This is a genomic window from Chitinophaga vietnamensis (assembly GCF_902167635.1).
Taxonomy (GTDB): Bacteria; Bacteroidota; Bacteroidia; order Chitinophagales; family Chitinophagaceae; genus Chitinophaga; species Chitinophaga vietnamensis.
In genome coordinates this window covers 392,136-412,158 of record NZ_CABHMS010000001.1, presented here as the reverse complement: position 1 = coordinate 412,158, position 20,023 = coordinate 392,136, and the positions used below count along the sequence as shown (strand labels likewise).

The 20,023-nt window shown below is 49.9% G+C and carries 19 protein-coding genes; 10 read left to right on the top strand and 9 right to left on the bottom strand.

The window, feature by feature from the left end; all coding sequences use genetic code 11:
• The first annotated feature begins 70 nt into the window (after positions 1 to 70).
• On the top strand, positions 71 to 973 hold the full coding sequence (locus tag FPG75_RS01770; protein WP_143304794.1) for a LysR family transcriptional regulator: 903 nt from the start codon (positions 71 to 73) through the stop codon (positions 971 to 973).
• Between the two features lie 474 nt (positions 974 to 1,447).
• Here FPG75_RS01770 and FPG75_RS01765 read toward each other — a convergent pair whose 3' ends face one another.
• Entirely contained in the window at positions 1,448 to 1,783 is a 336-nt protein-coding gene (locus FPG75_RS01765; protein WP_143304793.1) for a winged helix-turn-helix transcriptional regulator, read from the bottom strand.
• A gap of 89 nt (positions 1,784 to 1,872) precedes the next feature.
• On the opposite strand from FPG75_RS01765, the gene FPG75_RS01760 reads away from it, so the two are divergent.
• Both FPG75_RS01760 and FPG75_RS01755 read left to right on the top strand, forming a co-directional pair.
• Positions 1,873 to 2,715, top strand: coding sequence for an MBL fold metallo-hydrolase (locus FPG75_RS01760; protein WP_143304791.1), 843 nt, complete (start codon positions 1,873 to 1,875; stop codon positions 2,713 to 2,715).
• 89 nt (positions 2,716 to 2,804) lie between these two features.
• Entirely contained in the window at positions 2,805 to 3,215 is a 411-nt protein-coding gene (locus tag FPG75_RS01755; protein ID WP_143304790.1) for a transcriptional regulator, read from the top strand.
• Positions 3,216 to 3,262: 47 nt separating this feature from the next.
• Here the strand turns inward: FPG75_RS01755 and FPG75_RS01750 are convergent, their stop codons facing one another.
• The 3 genes from FPG75_RS01750 to FPG75_RS01740 form a co-directional block, all read right to left on the bottom strand.
• The gene (locus tag FPG75_RS01750; protein WP_143304788.1) at positions 3,263 to 4,657 is read right to left on the bottom strand and encodes an MFS transporter; all 1,395 of its coding nucleotides are present in this window, start codon (positions 4,655 to 4,657) and stop codon (positions 3,263 to 3,265) included.
• Positions 4,658 to 4,691: 34 nt separating this feature from the next.
• Positions 4,692 to 5,609 (bottom strand): alpha/beta fold hydrolase, encoded by a 918-nt coding sequence (locus tag FPG75_RS01745; RefSeq protein WP_143304786.1) that lies wholly within the window; start codon positions 5,607 to 5,609, stop codon positions 4,692 to 4,694.
• Between the two features lie 95 nt (positions 5,610 to 5,704).
• A complete protein-coding gene (locus FPG75_RS01740) occupies positions 5,705 to 6,268 on the bottom strand; it encodes a TetR/AcrR family transcriptional regulator (RefSeq protein ID WP_143304784.1) in 564 nt (187 codons plus the stop codon).
• A gap of 84 nt (positions 6,269 to 6,352) precedes the next feature.
• Here FPG75_RS01740 and FPG75_RS01735 point away from each other — a divergent pair, with 84 nt between their 5' ends.
• The 7 genes from FPG75_RS01735 (at position 6,353) to FPG75_RS01705 (ending at position 10,940) form a co-directional block, all read left to right on the top strand.
• On the top strand, positions 6,353 to 6,961 hold the full coding sequence (locus FPG75_RS01735; RefSeq protein ID WP_143304783.1) for a Crp/Fnr family transcriptional regulator: 609 nt from the start codon (positions 6,353 to 6,355) through the stop codon (positions 6,959 to 6,961).
• A gap of 49 nt (positions 6,962 to 7,010) precedes the next feature.
• Entirely contained in the window at positions 7,011 to 7,703 is a 693-nt protein-coding gene (locus FPG75_RS01730; RefSeq protein ID WP_143304782.1) for an alpha/beta fold hydrolase, read from the top strand.
• 142 nt (positions 7,704 to 7,845) lie between these two features.
• Positions 7,846 to 8,184 (top strand): YciI family protein, encoded by a 339-nt coding sequence (locus tag FPG75_RS01725; protein WP_143304780.1) that lies wholly within the window; start codon positions 7,846 to 7,848, stop codon positions 8,182 to 8,184.
• A 65-nt stretch (positions 8,185 to 8,249) separates the two neighbouring features.
• Positions 8,250 to 9,479, top strand: a complete 1,230-nt coding sequence (locus FPG75_RS01720) for an RNA polymerase sigma factor (RefSeq protein WP_143304778.1) — start codon at positions 8,250 to 8,252, stop codon at positions 9,477 to 9,479.
• An 87-nt stretch (positions 9,480 to 9,566) separates the two neighbouring features.
• Positions 9,567 to 10,376: a DoxX family protein gene (locus tag FPG75_RS01715; protein ID WP_236652697.1), complete on the top strand. Its 810-nt coding sequence runs from the start codon at positions 9,567 to 9,569 to the stop codon at positions 10,374 to 10,376.
• A gap of 135 nt (positions 10,377 to 10,511) precedes the next feature.
• Entirely contained in the window at positions 10,512 to 10,724 is a 213-nt protein-coding gene (locus tag FPG75_RS01710; RefSeq protein WP_143304776.1) for a hypothetical protein, read from the top strand.
• A 9-nt stretch (positions 10,725 to 10,733) separates the two neighbouring features.
• Positions 10,734 to 10,940, top strand: coding sequence for an energy transducer TonB (locus FPG75_RS01705; RefSeq protein WP_143304775.1), 207 nt, complete (start codon positions 10,734 to 10,736; stop codon positions 10,938 to 10,940).
• A 44-nt stretch (positions 10,941 to 10,984) separates the two neighbouring features.
• On the opposite strand, the gene FPG75_RS01700 is transcribed toward FPG75_RS01705, so the two are convergent.
• The 5 genes from FPG75_RS01700 to FPG75_RS01680 all read right to left on the bottom strand — a co-directional run bounded on the left by FPG75_RS01700 (position 10,985) and on the right by FPG75_RS01680 (position 20,001).
• Complete coding sequence (locus tag FPG75_RS01700) at positions 10,985 to 12,076, bottom strand: mechanosensitive ion channel family protein (protein WP_236652696.1); 1,092 nt, start codon at positions 12,074 to 12,076, stop codon at positions 10,985 to 10,987.
• 143 nt (positions 12,077 to 12,219) lie between these two features.
• A complete protein-coding gene (locus tag FPG75_RS01695; protein WP_143304773.1) occupies positions 12,220 to 13,515 on the bottom strand; it encodes a RagB/SusD family nutrient uptake outer membrane protein in 1,296 nt (431 codons plus the stop codon).
• A 20-nt stretch (positions 13,516 to 13,535) separates the two neighbouring features.
• Positions 13,536 to 16,649, bottom strand: coding sequence for a SusC/RagA family TonB-linked outer membrane protein (locus FPG75_RS01690; protein ID WP_143304771.1), 3,114 nt, complete (start codon positions 16,647 to 16,649; stop codon positions 13,536 to 13,538).
• Between the two features lie 50 nt (positions 16,650 to 16,699).
• Positions 16,700 to 17,446 carry a DeoR/GlpR family DNA-binding transcription regulator gene (locus FPG75_RS01685; protein ID WP_143304770.1) on the bottom strand — a complete coding sequence of 249 codons (747 nt, stop codon included), beginning with the start codon at positions 17,444 to 17,446 and terminating at the stop codon, positions 16,700 to 16,702.
• Between the two features lie 92 nt (positions 17,447 to 17,538).
• Positions 17,539 to 20,001, bottom strand: coding sequence for a glycoside hydrolase family 9 protein (locus FPG75_RS01680; protein ID WP_143304768.1), 2,463 nt, complete (start codon positions 19,999 to 20,001; stop codon positions 17,539 to 17,541).
• Positions 20,002 to 20,023: the final 22 nt, after the last annotated feature.

Here is a 20,023-nt window from a genome sequence, read left to right as displayed (position 1 = left end):
ACCGTAAAACTATTACACAGATATCTATGAAAACAATGAATTAATTTTGAATTATCAATCTAATTCGCTCATGTTAAATATCAATTTGCATCACCTGACAGTGATCAGCGCTATTGAAAAGGAAGGCTCTATGACCCGCGCAGCTGAAAAGCTTTACATCTCTCAATCTGCCCTGAGCCACCACGTTCAGGAATTAGAAAAGAAAATAGGCGCTAAAGTTTTTGAAAGAAAGAGCAAGAAACTATACCTCACACCCATTGGCAGAAAAATGATCAATAGCGCTACCGTTGTGCTGGCGGAACTTCAAAAACTCGAGCAGGAAATCCAGTCTTTAAAGACTGGCGAGAGTGGAACGATCCACATCAGCACGGAATGCTATACTACTTACAATTGGCTGCCCAGGCTGGTCAAGAAATACAACCAGATCAGTCCTGCCGTAACAGTACAGATCATGGACGGCGCTACCCGGAGCCCTTTGTCTCATTTGCAAAATGGAAGCCTGGACCTGGCCTTGGTGAGCAGACTTGCAAAGCAGCCCTTGCACGATAACCCTTCGTTCAAATATACGCCGGTTTTTCAGGATGAACTGGTAGTTATTGTCAGTAAAGAAAATCCACTCTCAAAGCAAAAGCAGATATACCCAGTGGATTTCAGGGAACAAACATTGATTACTTATGATGTAGAAGATAATGACCTGATCGAAAATGTCCTGAAACCCAACAGGGCCGCGCCTGCCAGGGTAATAAAAATGCCTTTGACAGAGGTCATACTGGAAATGGTTAAATTAAATCTCGGAATTGCAGTGATGGCAAAATGGCTCATTGCGCCTCTATTGAACAATGATTTAAAAATGATTCCTTTTAAAGATGATTTCTCGAAAAGGTGCTGGTGCCTGGTTACGCTTCCTCATCAAAACAGGCTTCAAAAAGACTTTATAGCATTTGCGCTGAAAGAACTGCCGAACATGATGTAGCGCTATTCTCCACAAGCGCCATAAATATTTCCCATTATCGCAGTGAAACATCCTAACATCAAAAAAAATTCCTAGATTAGTAAACAGTAGCAATTCATGATCCCTCAAATGCTTAACCCATGAAAGCTAAAACCCGCTTGCTGCTTCTCCCTGCAATAACAAGCCAAAATATTGCTGAACAACCACTCCATGGCATTGCACTCCACGCTAAAGACAGGAGAGGACCATCTATTAAATATTATCCGTTATGAAAAAAGACATCACACCCAAAAAACTGCATCTGGCAAAGATCAAAATTGCCAACCTTAGTAAACCCCAACAGAAAGGAGCGGTTTGCCTGACATCCCTCGCGCAGACCACCTGCCCTGGTTGCCGGATTACACTGCTTTGCTTCTGATAGCAATGTAATAAACAATGTCAAAGGCCAGGCCTTTGACATTGTTTATAATAATGTAAGGAATCCTATCATTAAGGTTACATATGCTCTTTTCCCCACAACCTCATCGCGTCGATGATCGGTAACAGGCTGTTGCCGTATGCTGTCATCTTGTATTCCACTCTCGGCGGCACCTCTGCATACACGATCCTTTCAATAACGCCGTCTGCTTCCAGCTCACGCAGCTGATTGCTGATGGTTTGCTTGCTGGCCTCCGGAATCGCTTTCTGCATCAGGCTATAGCGGTTGATATGATTGCAGATCAGATGTATGATCACCGGTTTCCATTTGCCACCAATGATATTCATACAAAAGGTTACCGCACAATTGGTAGGGTTGAAGTTCTTCGTCTTTCTCACGCCTGTATTTCCCATTAGTCTACAATTTTTGACTATCCCAATAAATCTGGTCTTTCATGCAATGCTAGGTCTAAAAGAGAAATTTGCCAACAAATTTTTTCTATATGACAAAGGTCTTTCATGCCGATCACGCCAATGTATTTGTGATTAACGACGGTACCGTATTGTATAACAACGATTGCTTTGCGCCGGGTATTTCCCGTGCTGCCCTCACAGATCTACGTTGCGGCCACCATGCAAATGAGGAACACTTTACACTTACACACAATATCCTGTTGCTGGCATTGCAGGATCGCGTAGTATTGATCGATGCAGGCAATGGCCACACCGCTTTACCCGGCGCCGGCCAGCTTTCCAACAACCTGATGGCGGCGGGTTTCCAGCCGGATGATGTAACCGACATCGTGCTTACGCATGCACACCCGGATCATATCGATGGCCTCATCGATGCCAGGCAACAACTGGTTTTTCCCAAGGCTGCTATCCACCTGGCTAAAGAAGAATATGCATTCTGGCACGCTGAAAATCCGGATTTCTCCAAAAGCAAAAATACGCTGCCGGCGCTGAAATCGCTACAGCAGCACATCTGCGGCACACTCGCCCTGGTGCAGCACCGCCTGCAATTGTTTGATGGTCAAACGCCGCTTTTCGATTTCCTGCTACCCATAGCCGCTCCCGGTCATACGCCGGGCCATTACCTGTTTGAGATCACTACTGCCAGCGAAAGTTTTATTCACATGGGAGATATTTGTCATGAAGCGCTGGTGCTGTTTGCACAACCGGAATGGGGCACTGTTTTCGATATCGATTTTACGTTCGCCGCGCAAACGCGGCGCAAGGTATTGGATGATCTTGCTCAATCGCAGCAACTGGTATTTGGCTATCATCTGCCATGGCCGGGCTTTGGGCATGTTGTCAAGGAAAATGATAGGTTCGCATGGAGATGAGATTGTCCCGTCTTCCCCTTGTATTTGTCTTTATCTCCCCGCTCCTGTTGTATCTTTTCGGGGTAAGTTTATATAGAAAAACTTGTAACATGGAGAAGTACAAAATTGAGCGGGACCTGCACCTCTTTTATGTAAAGGCCTCCTCCTTCCCGATGGGCGTGGGCGCCGCTTTCCAGCAACTGCACGCATTAATTCCAGATGCAGGCAAGCGAACTGCCTACGGCATCTCCCACCCTGACGGTCCCCAGGGCATCGTCTACAAAGCCGCGGTGGAAGAGGCTTTCCCGGGAGAAGGCGCAGAAAAAGGCTGCGAAACATTCCTCGTTAAAAAAGGCGAATACCTCAGCGAAGTACTCACCGACTGGAAAAAAGATGAAAGCAGCGTTGGCAGAACATTCCAGGAACTACTAAGACAATCTGAAACTGGCCCCGGCGGTTATTGTCTTGAAATCTATTCTAACCCCACAGATGTACGTTGCCTGGTAGTACCTACTGCCTGAAAAATGGCCACTGGAAAGGATGACAGCCCCCCGGACTGTCATCCTTTTTATTGCTGATCCGGCATGATCATCAAACAAACACTCACCACTCCCAACAATAATATACTGAAAAGCATGGTAGCCTTATAAGCCAGCACATAATCCTGTAATACCGGCGCATGGCCCGTAAAATAAAAAAACACGCCGCCCACTATCCCGGCGCCCAATGCAATGGCCGATTGCTGCGCCGTGTAATATGTTCCGGAAGCCGCCCCTGCATATTGATGCGGGATGCCTTTCAAAGACCACGCCAGCAGCGAAGGCAGCACAGATCCACATCCCAGGCCGTAACAGAAAAGTATGCTGTAAAATGAAAGCGGACTCGCCAACGGCGTAGTGAGAAAAAGAATATGCAGGAGTAAGGAGATCATCATGATGAAGATGCCCGCCTGTAATACCTTCTTCCCGAATACAGGGATTAATTTTACGGAGATGACCGAAGCGATCACATAGCCGATGCCCTGCGATACAAAGTAGACGCCGGTTGTAGCCGAATGTACTTCCAATGCATCCTGAAAAAATACGCCGCTGACGAGGAAATAAGATTCCTGTACCAGGAAGTAAAAAATAGTAGCGTACAATCCGATCTTGAAGTCGCGGAAGCAAAACAGTCCTGCATCTATCAACGGTTCCATGTTGCGGGCGCGCTTCCGGCGCTGATCACGGGCGAAGATAAAGAACAGTGCAAACGATACCAGTAATAGCGCGATACTCCACGCAGGCCATCCCAGTTCGCGGCCCTGTATCACCGGGAAGATGAGACAGAACAAGGCCGGTGCAAGAATAGCCACGCCGCCGTAATCGAACCCTTGTAAAGTGTTACGCGGTGTTTCCTTCAAAAACAACGCAGCCGCCGCCAGTGCGATGATCCCCAGGGGCAGGTTGATAAAAAATATCAGCCGCCATCCTGCTATGGCGAAATGCGTATCCGGCAGGAGGCCGCCGAGGAACTGGCCGATAACAGAAGCCGATCCCGCAATGATACCGTATATGCCAATCGCTTTCATGCGCTCCTTCGCATCCGGAAACAACACCTGTATGTACGATACCCCTTGCGGCGTCATCAACGCGGCGCTGGTACCCTGGAAGAACCGCGCTACATTCAGTTGCAGGCCCGATTGCGCCAATCCGCAAAATGCAGAGCTGAGGGTAAACAGCAGCATGCCGACCATGAATATTTTCTTTCTGCCGTAATAATCACCCAGCCGGCCACCCGTGATGAGCAAACAGGCATATCCCAACAAGTAAATAGCCACTACCAACTGCAACTGGCTGTTGGCGCCATTCAGCCCCCGCTTGATGGCCGGCAATGCCACATTCACGATAAAGATGTCAATCACTGCAAGGAAAATAGCCGATGACACGATCAGCATGGACAGCCATCTTGAAGTATTATATCTCATATAGAGTACTCTATCTATTTTTAAACAAAAAAATTTAGCGCGTGAGATCGAGGAACTGGCGTACCAACAGCGCAACGGTATCCGGCGCATCTTCGAGGCTGTAGTGGCCCACTCCCGGCAACTCATAAGCTTTGCCAGCGGGAAAAGCGGCATGGAACAGCGGCAGGAAATGCTTTGCATGTAAGGTTTTATCTGCCGCGCCCCAGAGCGCGAGCGCCGGCAGCCGGGAAAGTTGTATCCTGGCGGCTTCAGATGGAGTTTCAAAAATATGCTTTCCTGTGGCGAAGCCTTTGGCCCAGCCGGTTACGCCGCGGCAATCTTCCGGTGTGGCAAATGGCCGCCGCCAGGCTTCCAGCCATAGTGGCGTGATCAGCTCACGGCGTTCAAAACCGTTGAGTACAAGCGTGCTTAAAATGCTGTAGTGGCTTTCATTCAGCACTGTTTCCAGTCGCCCTTCCTTTTCCGCCTGCATCACCCATTGGAACCAGGGCGAGGCGGCTACATTCGCCTGGATAGCGGCCGCCAAAGCCTCCTGGCCGAGGGGAGCCGGCGCATTGATAAAGACCAGCCGGGAGATGCGTTCCGGATGCCGCGCCGCCAGGCCCATGCCCACCGGCCCGCCGAAATCATGCATCACCAGCGTGATATTGCGCAGGTCCAGCGCTAGTACCAGCTGCTCAATGTTGTGGATATGATCCTGCAACCAATAGCTGCGGTTGGCAGGCGTTTCGCTTTTGCCAAAGCCCATATGGTCCGGTACGATGAAGCGGTAGCTATTGGAAAGGCGCGTAACAAGATGCCTGAAAAGATAGCCCCAGGTGGGTTCTCCATGCAAGCAAAGCAATAGCGGGCCCTCGCCTTCATCGATGTAATGCATGTTAAATCCCGCTGCATCCGTCATGTGCGGCGCGAAAGGAAAAGTTCCTTCAAAGGTTTCATTGAATGATATCATAGCTGAAAATTTAATGCAATGGCTTCCCATGCCGCTAGTATAGCAGCTTCGCAGGAAATAGATAGATAACTCTATTTCTTTTAATTTAAAAAAATTTAGCTGACCACTTTCTTGATGAATTTTTTGATCTGCTCCAAAGGCTGCACACTGCGGGTAACGGTGGAATTAACATTGGCGCCTTCTGTCATCAGGAAAAAACTCTCGGCCAGCAGTTTCTTGTCCCATAAGTCTTCGCATTTCGCCTGCTTGAAGAGCGGCAGCAGCCAGCTATAGTGTCGTTTCTTGTTTTCTTCCACCACCTTCCTCAGCTCCGGATCATGCGTACCTACTTCCGAAATAATATTCGTAAAGGGGCAACCATTAAAGTTGAATTTCTTTTGCTGGTCGATACGGAAATCCACATAGCGCAAAATACGCTCCCGCGGAGAGTCGGCGCTGGCGCTGAATGCCGCCAGCTCCTCGAAGAACTCGGCTTCCTTCCGTTCGAGATAAGCCATCAGCAGATCATTTTTGGAAGGAAAGTGATTGTACAAAGACCCGATCGCGATGTCTGCTTCCGCGATGATCTGGTTAATACCGGTTTGATGATATCCCTGCCGGTAGAACAGGTCAGCCGCCACATGCATGATCCTGTCCCGCACTTTCATTTTTCCTGGCATACGTGATTATTTTTTACAAAAATAGAGAACTCTATCTAATTTCAAAAAAATATAAATTATCCTATCTTCGAAAAAAATTTCTTCATGACACCTGCATTGCCGGACTGGTACCACCGCCTCATGAAAAAATATCCGGTGATAACACCGGAAGAATGGCAATTACTCGACACTTTCGCCACTGTGAAACATATCAGGAAAGGCGACGCCTTTCTGCGCTACGGCAAAGTGGCCCGCTACAGCGCCTTTGTGTTGTCTGGCCTGTTCAAATTCGCGATACTGGATGAAGAAGGCAATGAAAAGATCGTGAAGTTCGGCTTCCCGGACGATTTCCTTGCCAACTGCGAAAGCTATCATAAAAAAGCGCCGAGCGCCGTGAGCATCATCGCGATGGAAGACGCCGCCGTACTGCGTATCAACATCAAAAAACTGCAACCTTTATACTCGCTGCACACCAATCTCTTCCACATGAACCTGCAACTTTACCAGGAGCTGCTGGAACAAATGGCGGAACATCAGTATATCCTCTCTCTGAAAAGTCCTTTACAACGCTATAAGTTTTTGCTGGAGCAGCGCCCGGCCATCATTCAAAAAATATCACTCACCAACATCGCGCGATATCTGTATACCAGCCGCGAAGCCTTGAGCAGAGCGCGTTTATACCTGCTGGACCGCAACCGTAATTATTGTGACTGAGATCACGGCCCGTGCAAGACGGAGCCAATAGCTTTGCGTCAAAAACGATATGAAGCCAAACATGATCTTGCTCCACGGCCTTTTCGGAGGCCTCAGTAACTGGAAAGGAGTAACATCGCATTTTCAGTCAGACTATGAGATCCATATTCCGCCATTGCCCTTATTCGATCAGCACAAAGAAGACAATCTTGATTACCTGGTACGTTTCCTTGAAAATTATATACAGCAACATCAGCTGCGGGATATAGTGCTGGTGGGCAATTCACTCGGCGGCCACGTGGCCATATTGTATGCGCACCGGCATCCGGCGCAGGTGAGGCGCCTGGTGCTGAGCGGCAGTTCCGGTCTCTACGAAAACACCAGTATGGGCAGTTATCCCAAACGTGGCAACTATGCCTATATCAAAGAAAGGGTCGCCTATACCTTCTATGATCCCGCCGTGGCCACAGCATCCTTGGTGGCAGAGGTTTTCAGCATCACCACCGACGCACGCAAATGTTACAGCGTAGTGCGTATGGCGAAATCGGCGCAACGTAATCATGTAGGAAAACTGCTGCCGGAGATACCGGTAAAAACATTGTTGATATGGGGAGAAGATGACAAGATCTCGCCGCCGGAAGTAGCGCACGAATTTGCGGAGCTGCTTCCGGATGCGAGCCTGGTAATGTTGCCGCAATGCGGCCATGCGCCGATGATGGAACGGCCGGAGGAGTTTAACGTTGCGTTAGCCGCTTTTCTGTAAGCGGTTTTACAGGATATCCCGAATAATCCGATATTGCGGTCAGGAAAAGAGAAAAAAAATTTTGAAGCAGCTGTCCAATTTGATAAAGTCCGGTACTTATTACAGTGAAACATCTCATTGACAACAACAAAAATGAATGACCATGAAAGAATTTATGTTATTATTCAGACAACCGGATTACGATTACAGCAAGGCATCTCCCAATGAAATGCAGGCGCTGAAGCAGAAGTGGCAGGATTGGGTAGGCAGTATCGCGGCACAGGACAAGCTCGTGAAAACCGGCAGCCGACTGGCATTTGAAGGCAAGGTATTGCGTGCAGGCGGCGTGATCACCGACGGTCCTTTCGTAGAGATACGCGAGCAGCTGGGCAGCTTCCTCGTGGTGAGGGCCGAAAACATTGACGAGGCCACCACGCTGGCCCATGGCTGCCCTGCGCTGGATGCCAATGGCAGCGTAGAGATCCGTCCCATCATCGGATAATATCAATCAACAAAAAATGCTGGTCCTGCTGCTGCATCCGCAAAGGCAGGACCTGTTTGCGCTATATGGAACAAGTATCATTGAAACAACTCTTCCAACAGGAGTTTTCCAAAATGGTGGCCGTGATCAGTAAGCTGTTCGGGCTGCAACATATCGAGATCGCAGAGGATATTGTCAGCGAAACATTTCTGCTGGCGGCGGAAACATGGGGTATCAAAGGCGTTCCGGCCAATCCCGCTGCCTGGCTGTACACCGTAGCCAAACAAAAAACCTTGTACCATTTCAAAAGAAATAAAATATTCGAGCAGAAAGTAACGCCCGCATTGGCAACCGGCCAGGAGAAAACTGAAGCGGCGGCCGATTTCGATTTCACGCCACAGCATATCAAAGACAGCCAGCTGCAAATGCTTTTCGCCATCTGCACGCCATCTATCGCCAGCGAGGCGCAGATAGGCCTGGCCTTGCGCATCCTTTGCGGCTTTGGCATCGACGAAATTGCAGAGGCCTTTCTCTCCAACAAAGAGACGATCAACAAAAGACTTTTCCGCGCGAAAGAAAAACTGCGTGCGGAAAATGTGAAGATGGAATTGCCGCCGGAGAACGAGATCAGCAAACGGCTCGACAACGTGCTGCTCATCATCTACCTGCTTTTCAGCGAAGGGTATTATTCCAAAACGCAAAACGAGATACTGCGCCAGGACCTTTGCCTGGAGGCGCTCCGCCTCGGCCTGATGCTCACGCAATACGACAAAACCAATCTTCCTAAAACCAATGCGCTCATCGCGCTCATGTGTTTCCATGCATCACGGTTCAATGCCCGCGCCTCCGGTGAAAGCGCAATGGTGCTCTACGACCAGCAGGATGAACATCTCTGGGATACCGCACTGATACAGCAAGGCAATCATTTCCTGGCGCTGTCTGCCCAGGGTGAAGAGCTCAGCTCCTATCATCTCGAAGCCAAGATCGCCTTCTGGCATTGCATCAAAGAAGATACGGCAGAGAAGTGGAAAAGCATCCTCTCCTTGTATGATCAGCTGATGCTCATCAATTATTCACCAAGCGTGGCGCTCAACAGGGCCTTTGCACTGTACAAGGCAGTTGGTCCGGAAGCCGCACTGGCAGCAGCCGAGGAGCTACAACTACATAATAATCATTTCTATTTCCTGTTATTGGGAACACTCTATCAGCATACAGATCCGCAAAAAGCCAGGGCACATTTCGAGCAGGCCTATGCGCTCGCCAAAACACAGGCGGAGAAACAGAGCATCCGCGAAAAGCTGGATCAGTTCTCTTAAAAAAAATTTTCCGGCAACTGTCCAATTTTGTCTTTCCTGGTTCTTATTGTGATGTAAACAATGATCATCTACAATAAAAACTGTTATATGAAAGCAACTATCATCAAACGCGTCGTTTATTGGATCGCTACTGCACTGGTAGCCTGGGAAATGGCGCTGGGCGCGGAATGGGACCTCGTATATATTCCTTTTGTGAGAGATGTGATGGCACACCTGCATTATCCCCGCTACTTTGCCGTTATTATGGGTATCTGGAAGATACCGGCAGCGATTGCCCTGTTGATACCGAAATTCGGCCGCGTGAAAGAGTGGGCTTATGCCGGCGCAATTTTTCTATACACCGGCGCAGCTATCTCTCACCTCTCTATGGGCGATACACAACCCGCGATAGGACCGTTGGTATTTGCCGCGCTCACTGTTATTTCGTGGGCCACCCGTCCGGAGAGCCGCCGTTTCCTGCCAGCGGGCGTTTCGCTGAAAGTAGCCACCAGCAAGGGCCGCAATGCCAGCTATTGGACAGCTACCCTGATCATTGAATTTGTGTTACTGAGTGGCGGTCTGGCCGACATCTTCCATGCAGCCGGCGCCGTAGATGGCATGGCACATCTTGGCTATCCGCTCTACTTCACTACTTTATTGGGATGCTGGAAAATATCAGGCGCCATCGCGCTGCTGCTGCCGAGGTTCCCAAGACTGCAAGAATGGGCTTACATCGGCATCTTCCTGGATTTCACCGGTGCGGTCGCTTCCCATGCGTTTATGGGTGATAACCTCGCGCATCTTCTCTGGCCGCTATTCTTCTCACTGATCACCATACTATCCTGGGGCCTCCGTCCTTCGATGGCCGCACAACGGGCGCAGATACTTGCCAATGGCCAGCTGCTGATCACTGCTTAATACTTTTACATGAATGAAAACAATCGGGGCATTCATTCATCGCTGAAAAGCCAGGATGAATGCCCCTTCTGCGAAGGTAGATTTTGGGAAAGACGTATATTAAAGATGTATATTTATGATACACATTGTAGCGGTATGCAGAAGATCATCACACTATTTATCCTCTTCCTGGCCTTCTCCTTTAAAACGCTTGCCCAGAAAGCACATCAGGATGATTACGACCCTGCATTAAAAATGTACGTGTATACATTTGTAGAAACGCCGCCACAGTTTCCCGGCGGAGATGAAGCATTAACCCGGTTCATCTCGAAACGTGTGTACTACCCTAAAGAGCAAGAAACAATGTAGAGCAAAGTAATGGTCACATTTGTGATTGACACAAATGGTATGGTAATCGGAAAGGGTATCCACGGTAAAAAAGAAGCAGCATACACATCACTTGACAAGGTAGTATTGCGTATACTGGATGAGATGCCCCGCTGGAAGCCAGGCAGGCAAAACGGTAAAAAAGTAGCGGTACGTTTCCAGCTTCCGATGTTCATCTGCCAAATGAGGGAAGATTAACGCAACTGATGTCTCTTCAAAAGATACTTTGCAACCAGCCTAATTTAATCAGTTGTTCCCTCTCCTTTCTCTTCCAACATCGCTCTTGTTCTGGGGAAGCATTGCGGATAATTTTCGCGGATAAAAAGCAGCATCTGTTCGCGGATATAACAGCGCAGATCGAAGGCCTGTCCTGAGTTTACGGCGCTCATCAGTGTACGCACTTCCACGGTGCGTTCGGTGATGTTGGTAACCTGCAGGACATTTACGCGGCGGTCCCACAGCGGCGAGGCTTCCAGCAGGCGCGTATATTCCACTCTCAATTTATCCACAGGGATGGTATAGTCGAGATAGAAAAAGGCGGTGCCTAATATTTCCGATCCGGTGCGCGTCCAGTTCTGGAAAGGCTTTTCAATGAAATAGTTGATCGGTAAGATGAGTTTGCGCTGATCCCAGATATTGAGCACCACATAAGTGAGCGTGATCTCTTCTACACGGCCCCATTCGCCTTCTACCACCAGCACGTCGTCGATACGGATAGGCTGTGTAAAGGCAATCTGGAAGCCGGCCAGCAGGTTTCCCAATGATTTCTGTGCAGCAAAACCGATGATAATACCGCCCACCCCTACACCGGTGAGCAGGCCTGCTCCGAGCTTGCGCATACTGTCGAAACTAAGCAGGATGATACAGGCCGTAATGATCAGGATCAGGCCTATCACCAGTTTGCGTACAAACTGTAACTGAGTGCGGATTTTTCTCTCCCTGAGATTATTGGATTTCTTGAGATCATAGGTGTGATAGACATAATCTTCGAGCACCTTCATAGCGCCCACCAATAATGCCGCGAAAGCCAATATCAGCGCTATTTCCGTCCCTTTTTCCAGCGTGGGCATAAAGCGGGGATTTACGCGCAGCAAGGGAAGCGCCATATCCAGTACGAGTAATGGCAGCAGGTAGTTGAAAGCCTTTCCCACATGGTGCAGGATACTGCGCATCAAGGAAAACTCGGCTTTCGAGCGCACCGACAAACGAAGGAAAAAAGATAGCAATAATTTTATCACCCATCCTGTGATGAATGAAGCGCCCACCAGCATGAGGTTCCATACGATATCGGGCAGATGGTCTGTTCTTTCGAGTAATTGAGTCCACATGGCCATGCTGGCCACAAAAACGGTGCCCGCTTCATTTTCGGATTTATTGATTTACGGATTTATTGATTTGATTGAAGCGGAGATGAGCAATATTATCTCTCGCTTCAATCAAATCAATAAATCCGTAAATCAATAAATCCGCAAATCCCTTAAAAGCTAGGGTCCTGAGGTGTATTGGGGTTGTCGTTTCTTTCCACGAATGGGTATGGGAAATAATTCCGTTTGCGTTCACTCACGGGGCGGTTAAAGCGGCGTTGATCTTCGATCTCCTGTCCGCCCATGAACAGCTCAATGCGGCGATGCTTGTAGATGAGCGTCAGCAGCTGATCCTGTGTGGTGGCCACTTCCGGCGGGAGGCCGGCGCCTACGCCAAAAGCATCGCTGCCGGCGGTCTTGGTAACTACGTTATTCAGCTCGGCCAGGCCCTGTGCAATATTACCCTGACGGGCATAGCATTCGGCTTTTATCAACATGATCTCGCCGGGAAGATATACGGGGATGGTATCGAGATTGGAAGAGAAAAATCCACGAATGCTGAAACGCGGACCGGAAGCGGGACGGCTGATATAAAACGGTACGCGCTTGTCGGCCAGGTTGGGCTGTATTGCCGGCGGAAGCCCCATGGATGAATCTACTACCTGGTAAATATTATTAGTAGCAGTAACGAGCGCAAAGATCGGATTGGTGATCAGCGCATTGTACACGAATGCCGATCTTGCCTTGAGATCTACCTGGTTGGCGGCTGCCAGCGCAGTGGCATAATCGCCTGCATACAAGGCGTAGCGGGCCTTCAGAGCATATAGCGTATTCATGATATCCACGCCTTTGGGCAGGCCGGTGCCAGTGGAGATTGTGCTATTGCCAATAAGCTGCAAAGCATTATCAACGGTATTCACGGCACGTTTGTAACCCATCTGCGCAGGAATGAATTTCACAACTGTGGCGGTAGTATCCGGTTTGCCGATGGTATCCGGCACCTGTTGCCAGAAAGCGGCCTGGGTACCGAGTGCCAGCGCCTTGAAAACAGAGGTGTAGCCAATGATGCCATTGGCATATGCTTTATCGGTGATCACTTTAGGCGTGGCACGTAACACACGCTCCGATTCATATACGATCTTGTTGGTAACAGCCCAGAGCTGCGTAACGATCGCATTATTATTGAGAATGGCATTGCCGCCGGCGCCCAGCTGCGCCTCATCAGTGTTTCCAGGGTTGGTAACATAGGTTTCTCCGCTGAGAAGACTGCCCGCCGTAATGGTGTTGTACACTACGCCAACTCTGTCGCGGGTGTACCAGGCTTGCAAACCTACAGCCACATTGGTGATAGCGGCAGGCGTGCTGTAAGCTTGGTCTGTAGAGGGCCCGGAAGGATCCTGATAGTCCTTTTTACAGGCCGTTACCGCCAGCGCCGCGATGATGCAATATTGTCGGATATATCGTTTCATGATCTTCTTTTTAAAATGGTTTAGAATTTAGCACGGATGCCCAGGTTGTAAGTTCTTGGCACCGGCACCGCGCCGAAGTCGATACCGCGCAATACGGTGCTTTGTCCTGCTGCATTCACTTCCGGATCATAACCTTTGTAGTTGTCCCATGAGATAAGGTTACGGCCGCCGAGCGTTACGGTCAGGTCGCTAAGACCTTTAAGTTTGCCAAAGCTGTAACTGAGCGAGAGCTCGCGCAGTTTCACGAAAGAGCCGTTATCGATCCTGAACTCCTGGATATTGTAAATACCGGCGATGTATCCGCGTGGCAGCTTGCCCAAATCTTCCTGTTCTGCAATCTTCCCATTATCCACACCCTGGCGGGTTCTGTAGTCGGCATTGAAAACATCTACGCCCTGCACCGCATCCAGCTGGATGTGCAGTCCCAGCTTTTTATAGCGGAAATCATTGGTAAGGGTAGCGGTATATTTCGGATTGGGATCGCCGATCTTTTTGTTGAGCGCCGGCGCAGTGGCCAGTGGCAGGCCTGTAGCCGGATCGCGTTGAGGCGTATACGTTAGTGGCCCTGTTTGTATGCCTCTTTCTGTGAGCGGAATGCCAGCCGCATTTTTCAGGATATTGCCATTAGCATCACGTGCGTAGAAGGTGCCATAGAAGAAACCGATGGGCTCACCGTTGGAAATACCCACGGGCGCGCCGCCTACCGTGTTGTAGAGTACGAGCGACTGCCCAATGTCCACGGCCTTGTTGCGGTTCTGGTTATAGATAGCGGTGAGGTCCCAGCTGAAATCGGTGGTACGTACCGGCGTGGCATTGAGCACTACTTCAAAACCATTGTTCTGCAAAGTGCCAATATTAGCCAGCACAAAGGAATAGCCATTCGTGGGCGCAACAGCTCTGCTGATCAACAGGTCTTTCACCTTCTTATGATAGTAGTTAACGGAGAGGCCTATACGATCTCCCAGGAAACCCATATCTGTACCCACTTCCAGCTCTTGTTGCCTTTCAGGCTTTACGTTAGGATCGGTGTAGGTAGTGGACGACTGGAACGCAGAAGCGCCGATGAAAGCCGTTGCATTGTAAGTATTGAAGCGGCCATATGCCGGGATGCCGGTAAGGTTGCCGGATTCGCCATAGGCAGCGCGCAGTTTCATGAGCGACCACCATTTAGCAATGGAAGCATTTTTCCAGAAATCAGTGCCCGATAATACATAGCTGCCGCTCAGTTTGGAGTAGAGCTGGTTACGTTCGCTCTTACCGAATACAGAAGAGCCATCCATGCGCAATGCGCCGGTAAGGAAAAGCTGATCGCGGTATTTGAAATTCTGCTGGATGTATTCCCCGGAAACAGACAATTCAGTACGCTGATCTTCACCAGGGATAATGGTAGTGGCTTTGCTCGCGATCTGCACAAACGGCGGAATACCGCGCCCCTGCTGCAATGCATAGTGCATGCGCTGGTACTGTACCGAGTAGCCTACCTGCGTTACGGAAGTGAGCTTGTCGTTGATCTTCCAGTTATAAGTACCGTTCAGGTCGTGGTTGATCATGAATGAATTGTTGGAACCAGCGCTGGCATAGCCATTTTGCGTAGGGTCCAGCGAAGCGCCGCCACCATAGAAACCCGGACTTACAAAGTAGTCGAATGGCGGCATGAAGGTAGTACCGTCCTGGCTGTAATTATCAATACCTAAATGGTAGTCGATGGTAAGATCCCTGATGGGATTGAGTTTGATGCCAGCGCCGGCGATGATCCTGCCTACGGTTTCCCGTTGTTTGAAATCTTCGATTACGGATACCGGGTTCACACGTCCGCGCTCGCCTACTTTCATCAGTTTACCAAATGGATCTCTTTGCCAGATATCATAGTAGTTACCGATGATGGTCACAGAGTTCATGGGAGAATAGAAGGTATTGCCATCGGGCTTTTCATTGGATTTGCTGTACACATAGTTCATGGTCGCATTCATGCTGATCCAGCTGTTGATCTCCTGGTCGAGGTTCAGACGGAAGCTGTACCTGCTGAAATCAGTGTTCCTGATGATGCCCTGATTATAGAAATAGCTGGCAGAGGCAAAATATTTTGTTTTGTCTTTACCACCGGAAACGGATACGTTATTATCCGTACCCACGCCGGTGCGGAAGATATAATCCTGGTAGTCGTAACGCTTTACAGGCGTGGTATTGGTGATGGATGGCGTGAGGATGGTTTGTGTAGATACATCCGGGGAGCCGCCGAATTTCGTTGGCGCCTCATTCACGTCCAGTTTTTTGCGGAGCTGGTTGACAGACAAGCTGGTGGAGAAGCTTACCACGGGCTTGCCGGTACTTCCTCTCTTGGTGAATATTTGTACAACACCGGCATTGGCCCTGGAACCGTAGATAGCTGCGGCGGCGGCGCCATTGAGCACTTCCACGCGTTCGATATCCGCCGGGTTGATATCTGCAAGGCGGTTCTGGCCTACGTTACCTACGAAGGTGCCGCCGGCATAGTTCGGATCGGCGTTGGTAACGCGGGTGGTGCTATTGTCGATGATCACGCCATCGATGATGTAGAGCGGTTCAGTAGAACCGGAGATGGTGCTGATGCCGCGCAGTTTTACAGAGATGGCGCCGGAGGGATCGCCGGAGTTCTGCGTGATCTGCGCGCCGGCTGTTTTTCCTTGCAGGGCGGCCAGCACGTTGCCGGTGGAGCCTTTGGTGAGCTCGTCGGCTTTTACCGTGCTGATGTAGTTACCCAACTGTTTGCGCGTGGTACCTTGCGAAGTACCGGTTACCACTACTTCATCGAGTTTGCTAACGGATTCGGCCAGTTGTACGTTCTGCGTATAGGCGCCACTGTTAGCCACCGTCAGCGTAACTTCTTTGGCCGTATAGCCGATACCGGTGAATACCAGTGTATAGTTGCCTGCCGGCAGGTTCAGGTTGAGGGAATAATGTCCATCCGCATTGGTAAGGGCGCCAGACTTCGTGTTCTTAACGGCTACCGTAATACCTGGCAATGCTGTACCGCTTGCATCAGTTACCTTGCCGGAGATGCTTACCTGCGCTATGGCCGCAGCGGCGAGGCATTGAAAAAAGAGGAAGAGCAACAGGGTACGCCCCCTTGCTCGCGTAAATTGACGCATTTTCATAACAAAATTTTAGACTTGTTGACAAATGGAAAGCCAGACGGCTTCACAGGTTACATGATTCTTATTCCTTTCTTGTTGTATGGATGAAGTTTCTTTGCCTTGGGTGGCAACTCTGTGATGAGGATGTCGATATCCTTTATATCACAGATCCTGAGATGTTCGGCTGTATCAATTTTTTCCGAGATACAGAGCGCCACTATTTTCTTGGAAGTGGCTACCATGGCCTTTTTCACTTGCACTACGTCCCAGTCGTTATCCGTCAGGCCTTCTTTTACGTCAATCGCGTTTACGCCCAGGAAACAGAGATCTGCACGGATATTCATGATCTTGGAGATCGCTTCTCCTCCTACAGTAATTTTTGAATCCTTGGACAATTTATCACCTATTACAATCACCTCTATATTCGGATGGTTGGCATATTCAAAAGCGGCTGGCAAACTCACGGTAATGAAAGTGGCCCGCAGGTCTTCCGGTAAAATGCGCGCCAGCTCGGTAATGGTGGTGCCGCCGGTGGTGAGCACGAACATCCCGTCTTTGATCAGCTGCACGGCTTTCAGCGCAACGGTGCGCTTTTGTTCTACGGCATATACATCCTGCGATGCTATACCCTGGTGGAATGAGTTGGACAAAGCGCCGCCATGTACTTTCAGTATCTTTCCCTCTTTTGCCAGTTCCGCCAGATCCCTGCGGATGGTATCTTCAGATACCTGCATCTGCTCACTCAGGTGCGACGACAACACTTTATTATGCAGGTTTACCTGATGCAGGATATATGCCTGGCGTTCTTCTTTTAACATGGAATAAATTTCAACGTCTTAAATTCGGCAAAAAAACGCAGTCATCCAAATATAAAAACGCAAAAATTTGCATGTTCGTGCAAGAAAGGAAATTATTTCAACAATTCCTTTAACTGCACGAAGCGGTATCCCTTCTTTTTTAAAGCGGTGATCAGCGCAGGCAACCGGGCATAAAACTTATCCGTGCGGCGCGGGTCCGTACCGATGTGCATCAACAATAAAAACCCATTCAATCCGCCATCATGGCTATTTTCATAGTCCATCACCGATTGATATATTTCTGTAGATGAATGGTAAGACTTCCCCATTTCCGGATAGGTATAATCTGCATTGGAGCGGGTGCCGGGTGTAAAGCAAAGCAGTTGCAGGCCTGCTTCGCGGGTCCAGGCGGCAATAGTGTCATTGTACCATTCATAGGGTGGCAGGAAATAAGGCGCGGCCTCGCGCGTGATGCCTATAGCGGCCATGCGCTGGTAATTGCGTGCGATATCCTGCATGAACGCTGCTTTGCTTACCAGCAAGCTGTCGCGACGCTGCCAGTCGCAATACAGCAGGTGCTGATCAGAGTGCGGGCCAAGGTAATGCCCGTCGGCCCGCAGTTGCTTCGCCAGGCTGGCGTGCTTTGCATAGAAGCGGCCGGTAAAGAAAAAGGCTGCCAGAACATGCTGCCGCTGCAGCGCCTGGCGGATGGTCGCAGCGCCATCAGCAAATTCATCACCGGTGAAAACCAGCGTCAGCTGGCGTTTGGCGCTGTCGCCGCGGATGATGGCGCCATGTGATATGGTTTGCGTTTTTCTGCCGGCATCAGCTTTGGCCGCCAGCAGGTATACTAAAGAAGCAGTACCATCCATCGTAGGTTCATTGGTGCTGTAGTCTCCGAAATCATCATGATATACGGCCAGGTCGCTTTGAAAATCGGCGTAGGCGTCGGGTTTCGACAATTGTATCCCGATGAGGTTCTTGTAGATATTCGTATACACCGGGCCATCTACCAGTCCGCCATCTACCGGGAAATGACCGATGTGCGAAAAGGCGGCATGCGGGTCTGCGGGCGTATCGCCATTGGCTGGCAAACCGCCTACCATGCTGGTTCCCCAGGGATTGCAACCAAAGATCCAATCGGTATTGGCCTGCTCCAGTTCATCAAAAGTGTGGTCGCCGCTGAGGCGATGATACCAGTAACATTGGATGGCAAAGGCTACGGTGAGATTATTACTGCACCAGATGAAGGGCACCCCACGGTAGAAAGCATTGTGCTGCGCCTTCTTCCATACGCTCTCCACACCGGTTCTATAATATTGTATCAGCTCCTGCTTTTCTTTACCTGTAGCGGTTTTCGCCAGTTCGTAATGTCCGATGTTGATGAAAGGATACCATTGATAATGGTTTGCGGTGTCGGCGCCCAGCCAGGGCGTTACTTTCTCTTGCTGTGCATAACGGTAGCCCTCTTGCTGATACCTGGCTTCGCCGGAAATGTGATACAGCGCTGCTGCAGCGAGTTCCATATCATCGGTCCAGTTGTCTTCCGCATAAATATAGGGCGACAAAGTGGAAGCTGTCTGACAAACACCAGGCTGCCGCAAGCCCATCTTGTACGCTGAAAAGGCGCGCTGGCGCAGCTTTTCGGCATATACCGGATCTTGCTGTTTCAACAGATCATAGCCCAGTGCAAAGGCGCTGGCAAATTTCCCGGCCGTGGAGGCTACGCCGGTGGATTTATTTTTATACTTGCCCAGGCCCTGTGGCTGGCCGGTACAGAAATAGACGGGGCGTTCAAAGCCTTTGCCATAGAAATTATCTTCTTTGGGCAGCCGCATCCCGTGGTGGTCGCGGTCGTCGGCGAGCTGGTTGAACATCCAGTTTTCCTGCGGATGCATCTTCAGGAGCCAATCCAGCCCCCAGCGGGCTTCATCGAGCACATCTTTTACACCGTTGCTGCCGGGCAGGCCGTTGGCCGCGTAAGCATCACTGAAAACAGCGGGAAAGTCGCGCCAGGCGGCCAACAGATGATAGGCCGCATTGGCCGAAGTGGTCACATATTGAAGATAATCGCTGGCATCATGCCAGCCACCCACTACATCGATATGCGTGCTGTCGGGCATAGGGCCATACATCGTATAGCCGTCGTGGGTATGACAGGAATCTTTGAGCACCGGATTAAAGCCGCTACGCTGCTGGCGCAGATAACGCAGGGCAAAATCTGCTGCGCCGTCATAAACGTTAGCGGCTATACGAAAAACAGACGATACGGTACCACCTGCTTTGAGATAGTAGGTACCTTCTTTTTTACAGGCAGAAAAATTCAGGCGGCAGGTATGCGCGAAAGGGCCATACTGGCCAAAATCCTTGCTGGCAGCGGCGGAGAACACAACCTTGCCGCTAGCGGAATCTATCAGTTGAAACTGTTGCGCCATCGTATTTCCCTTGGCGCCCAGCACTGCTACTTTTACCCCATCCGGCAGATAACCCAGCTGGTTGATCCTGATCCAGGCATCCTGTGCAGACAAACGTGCGGTGACCAGAAGCAGACAGTAAAGCAGGTATCGTTTAAACATAAGCGTGGATTGAGCAGATAAA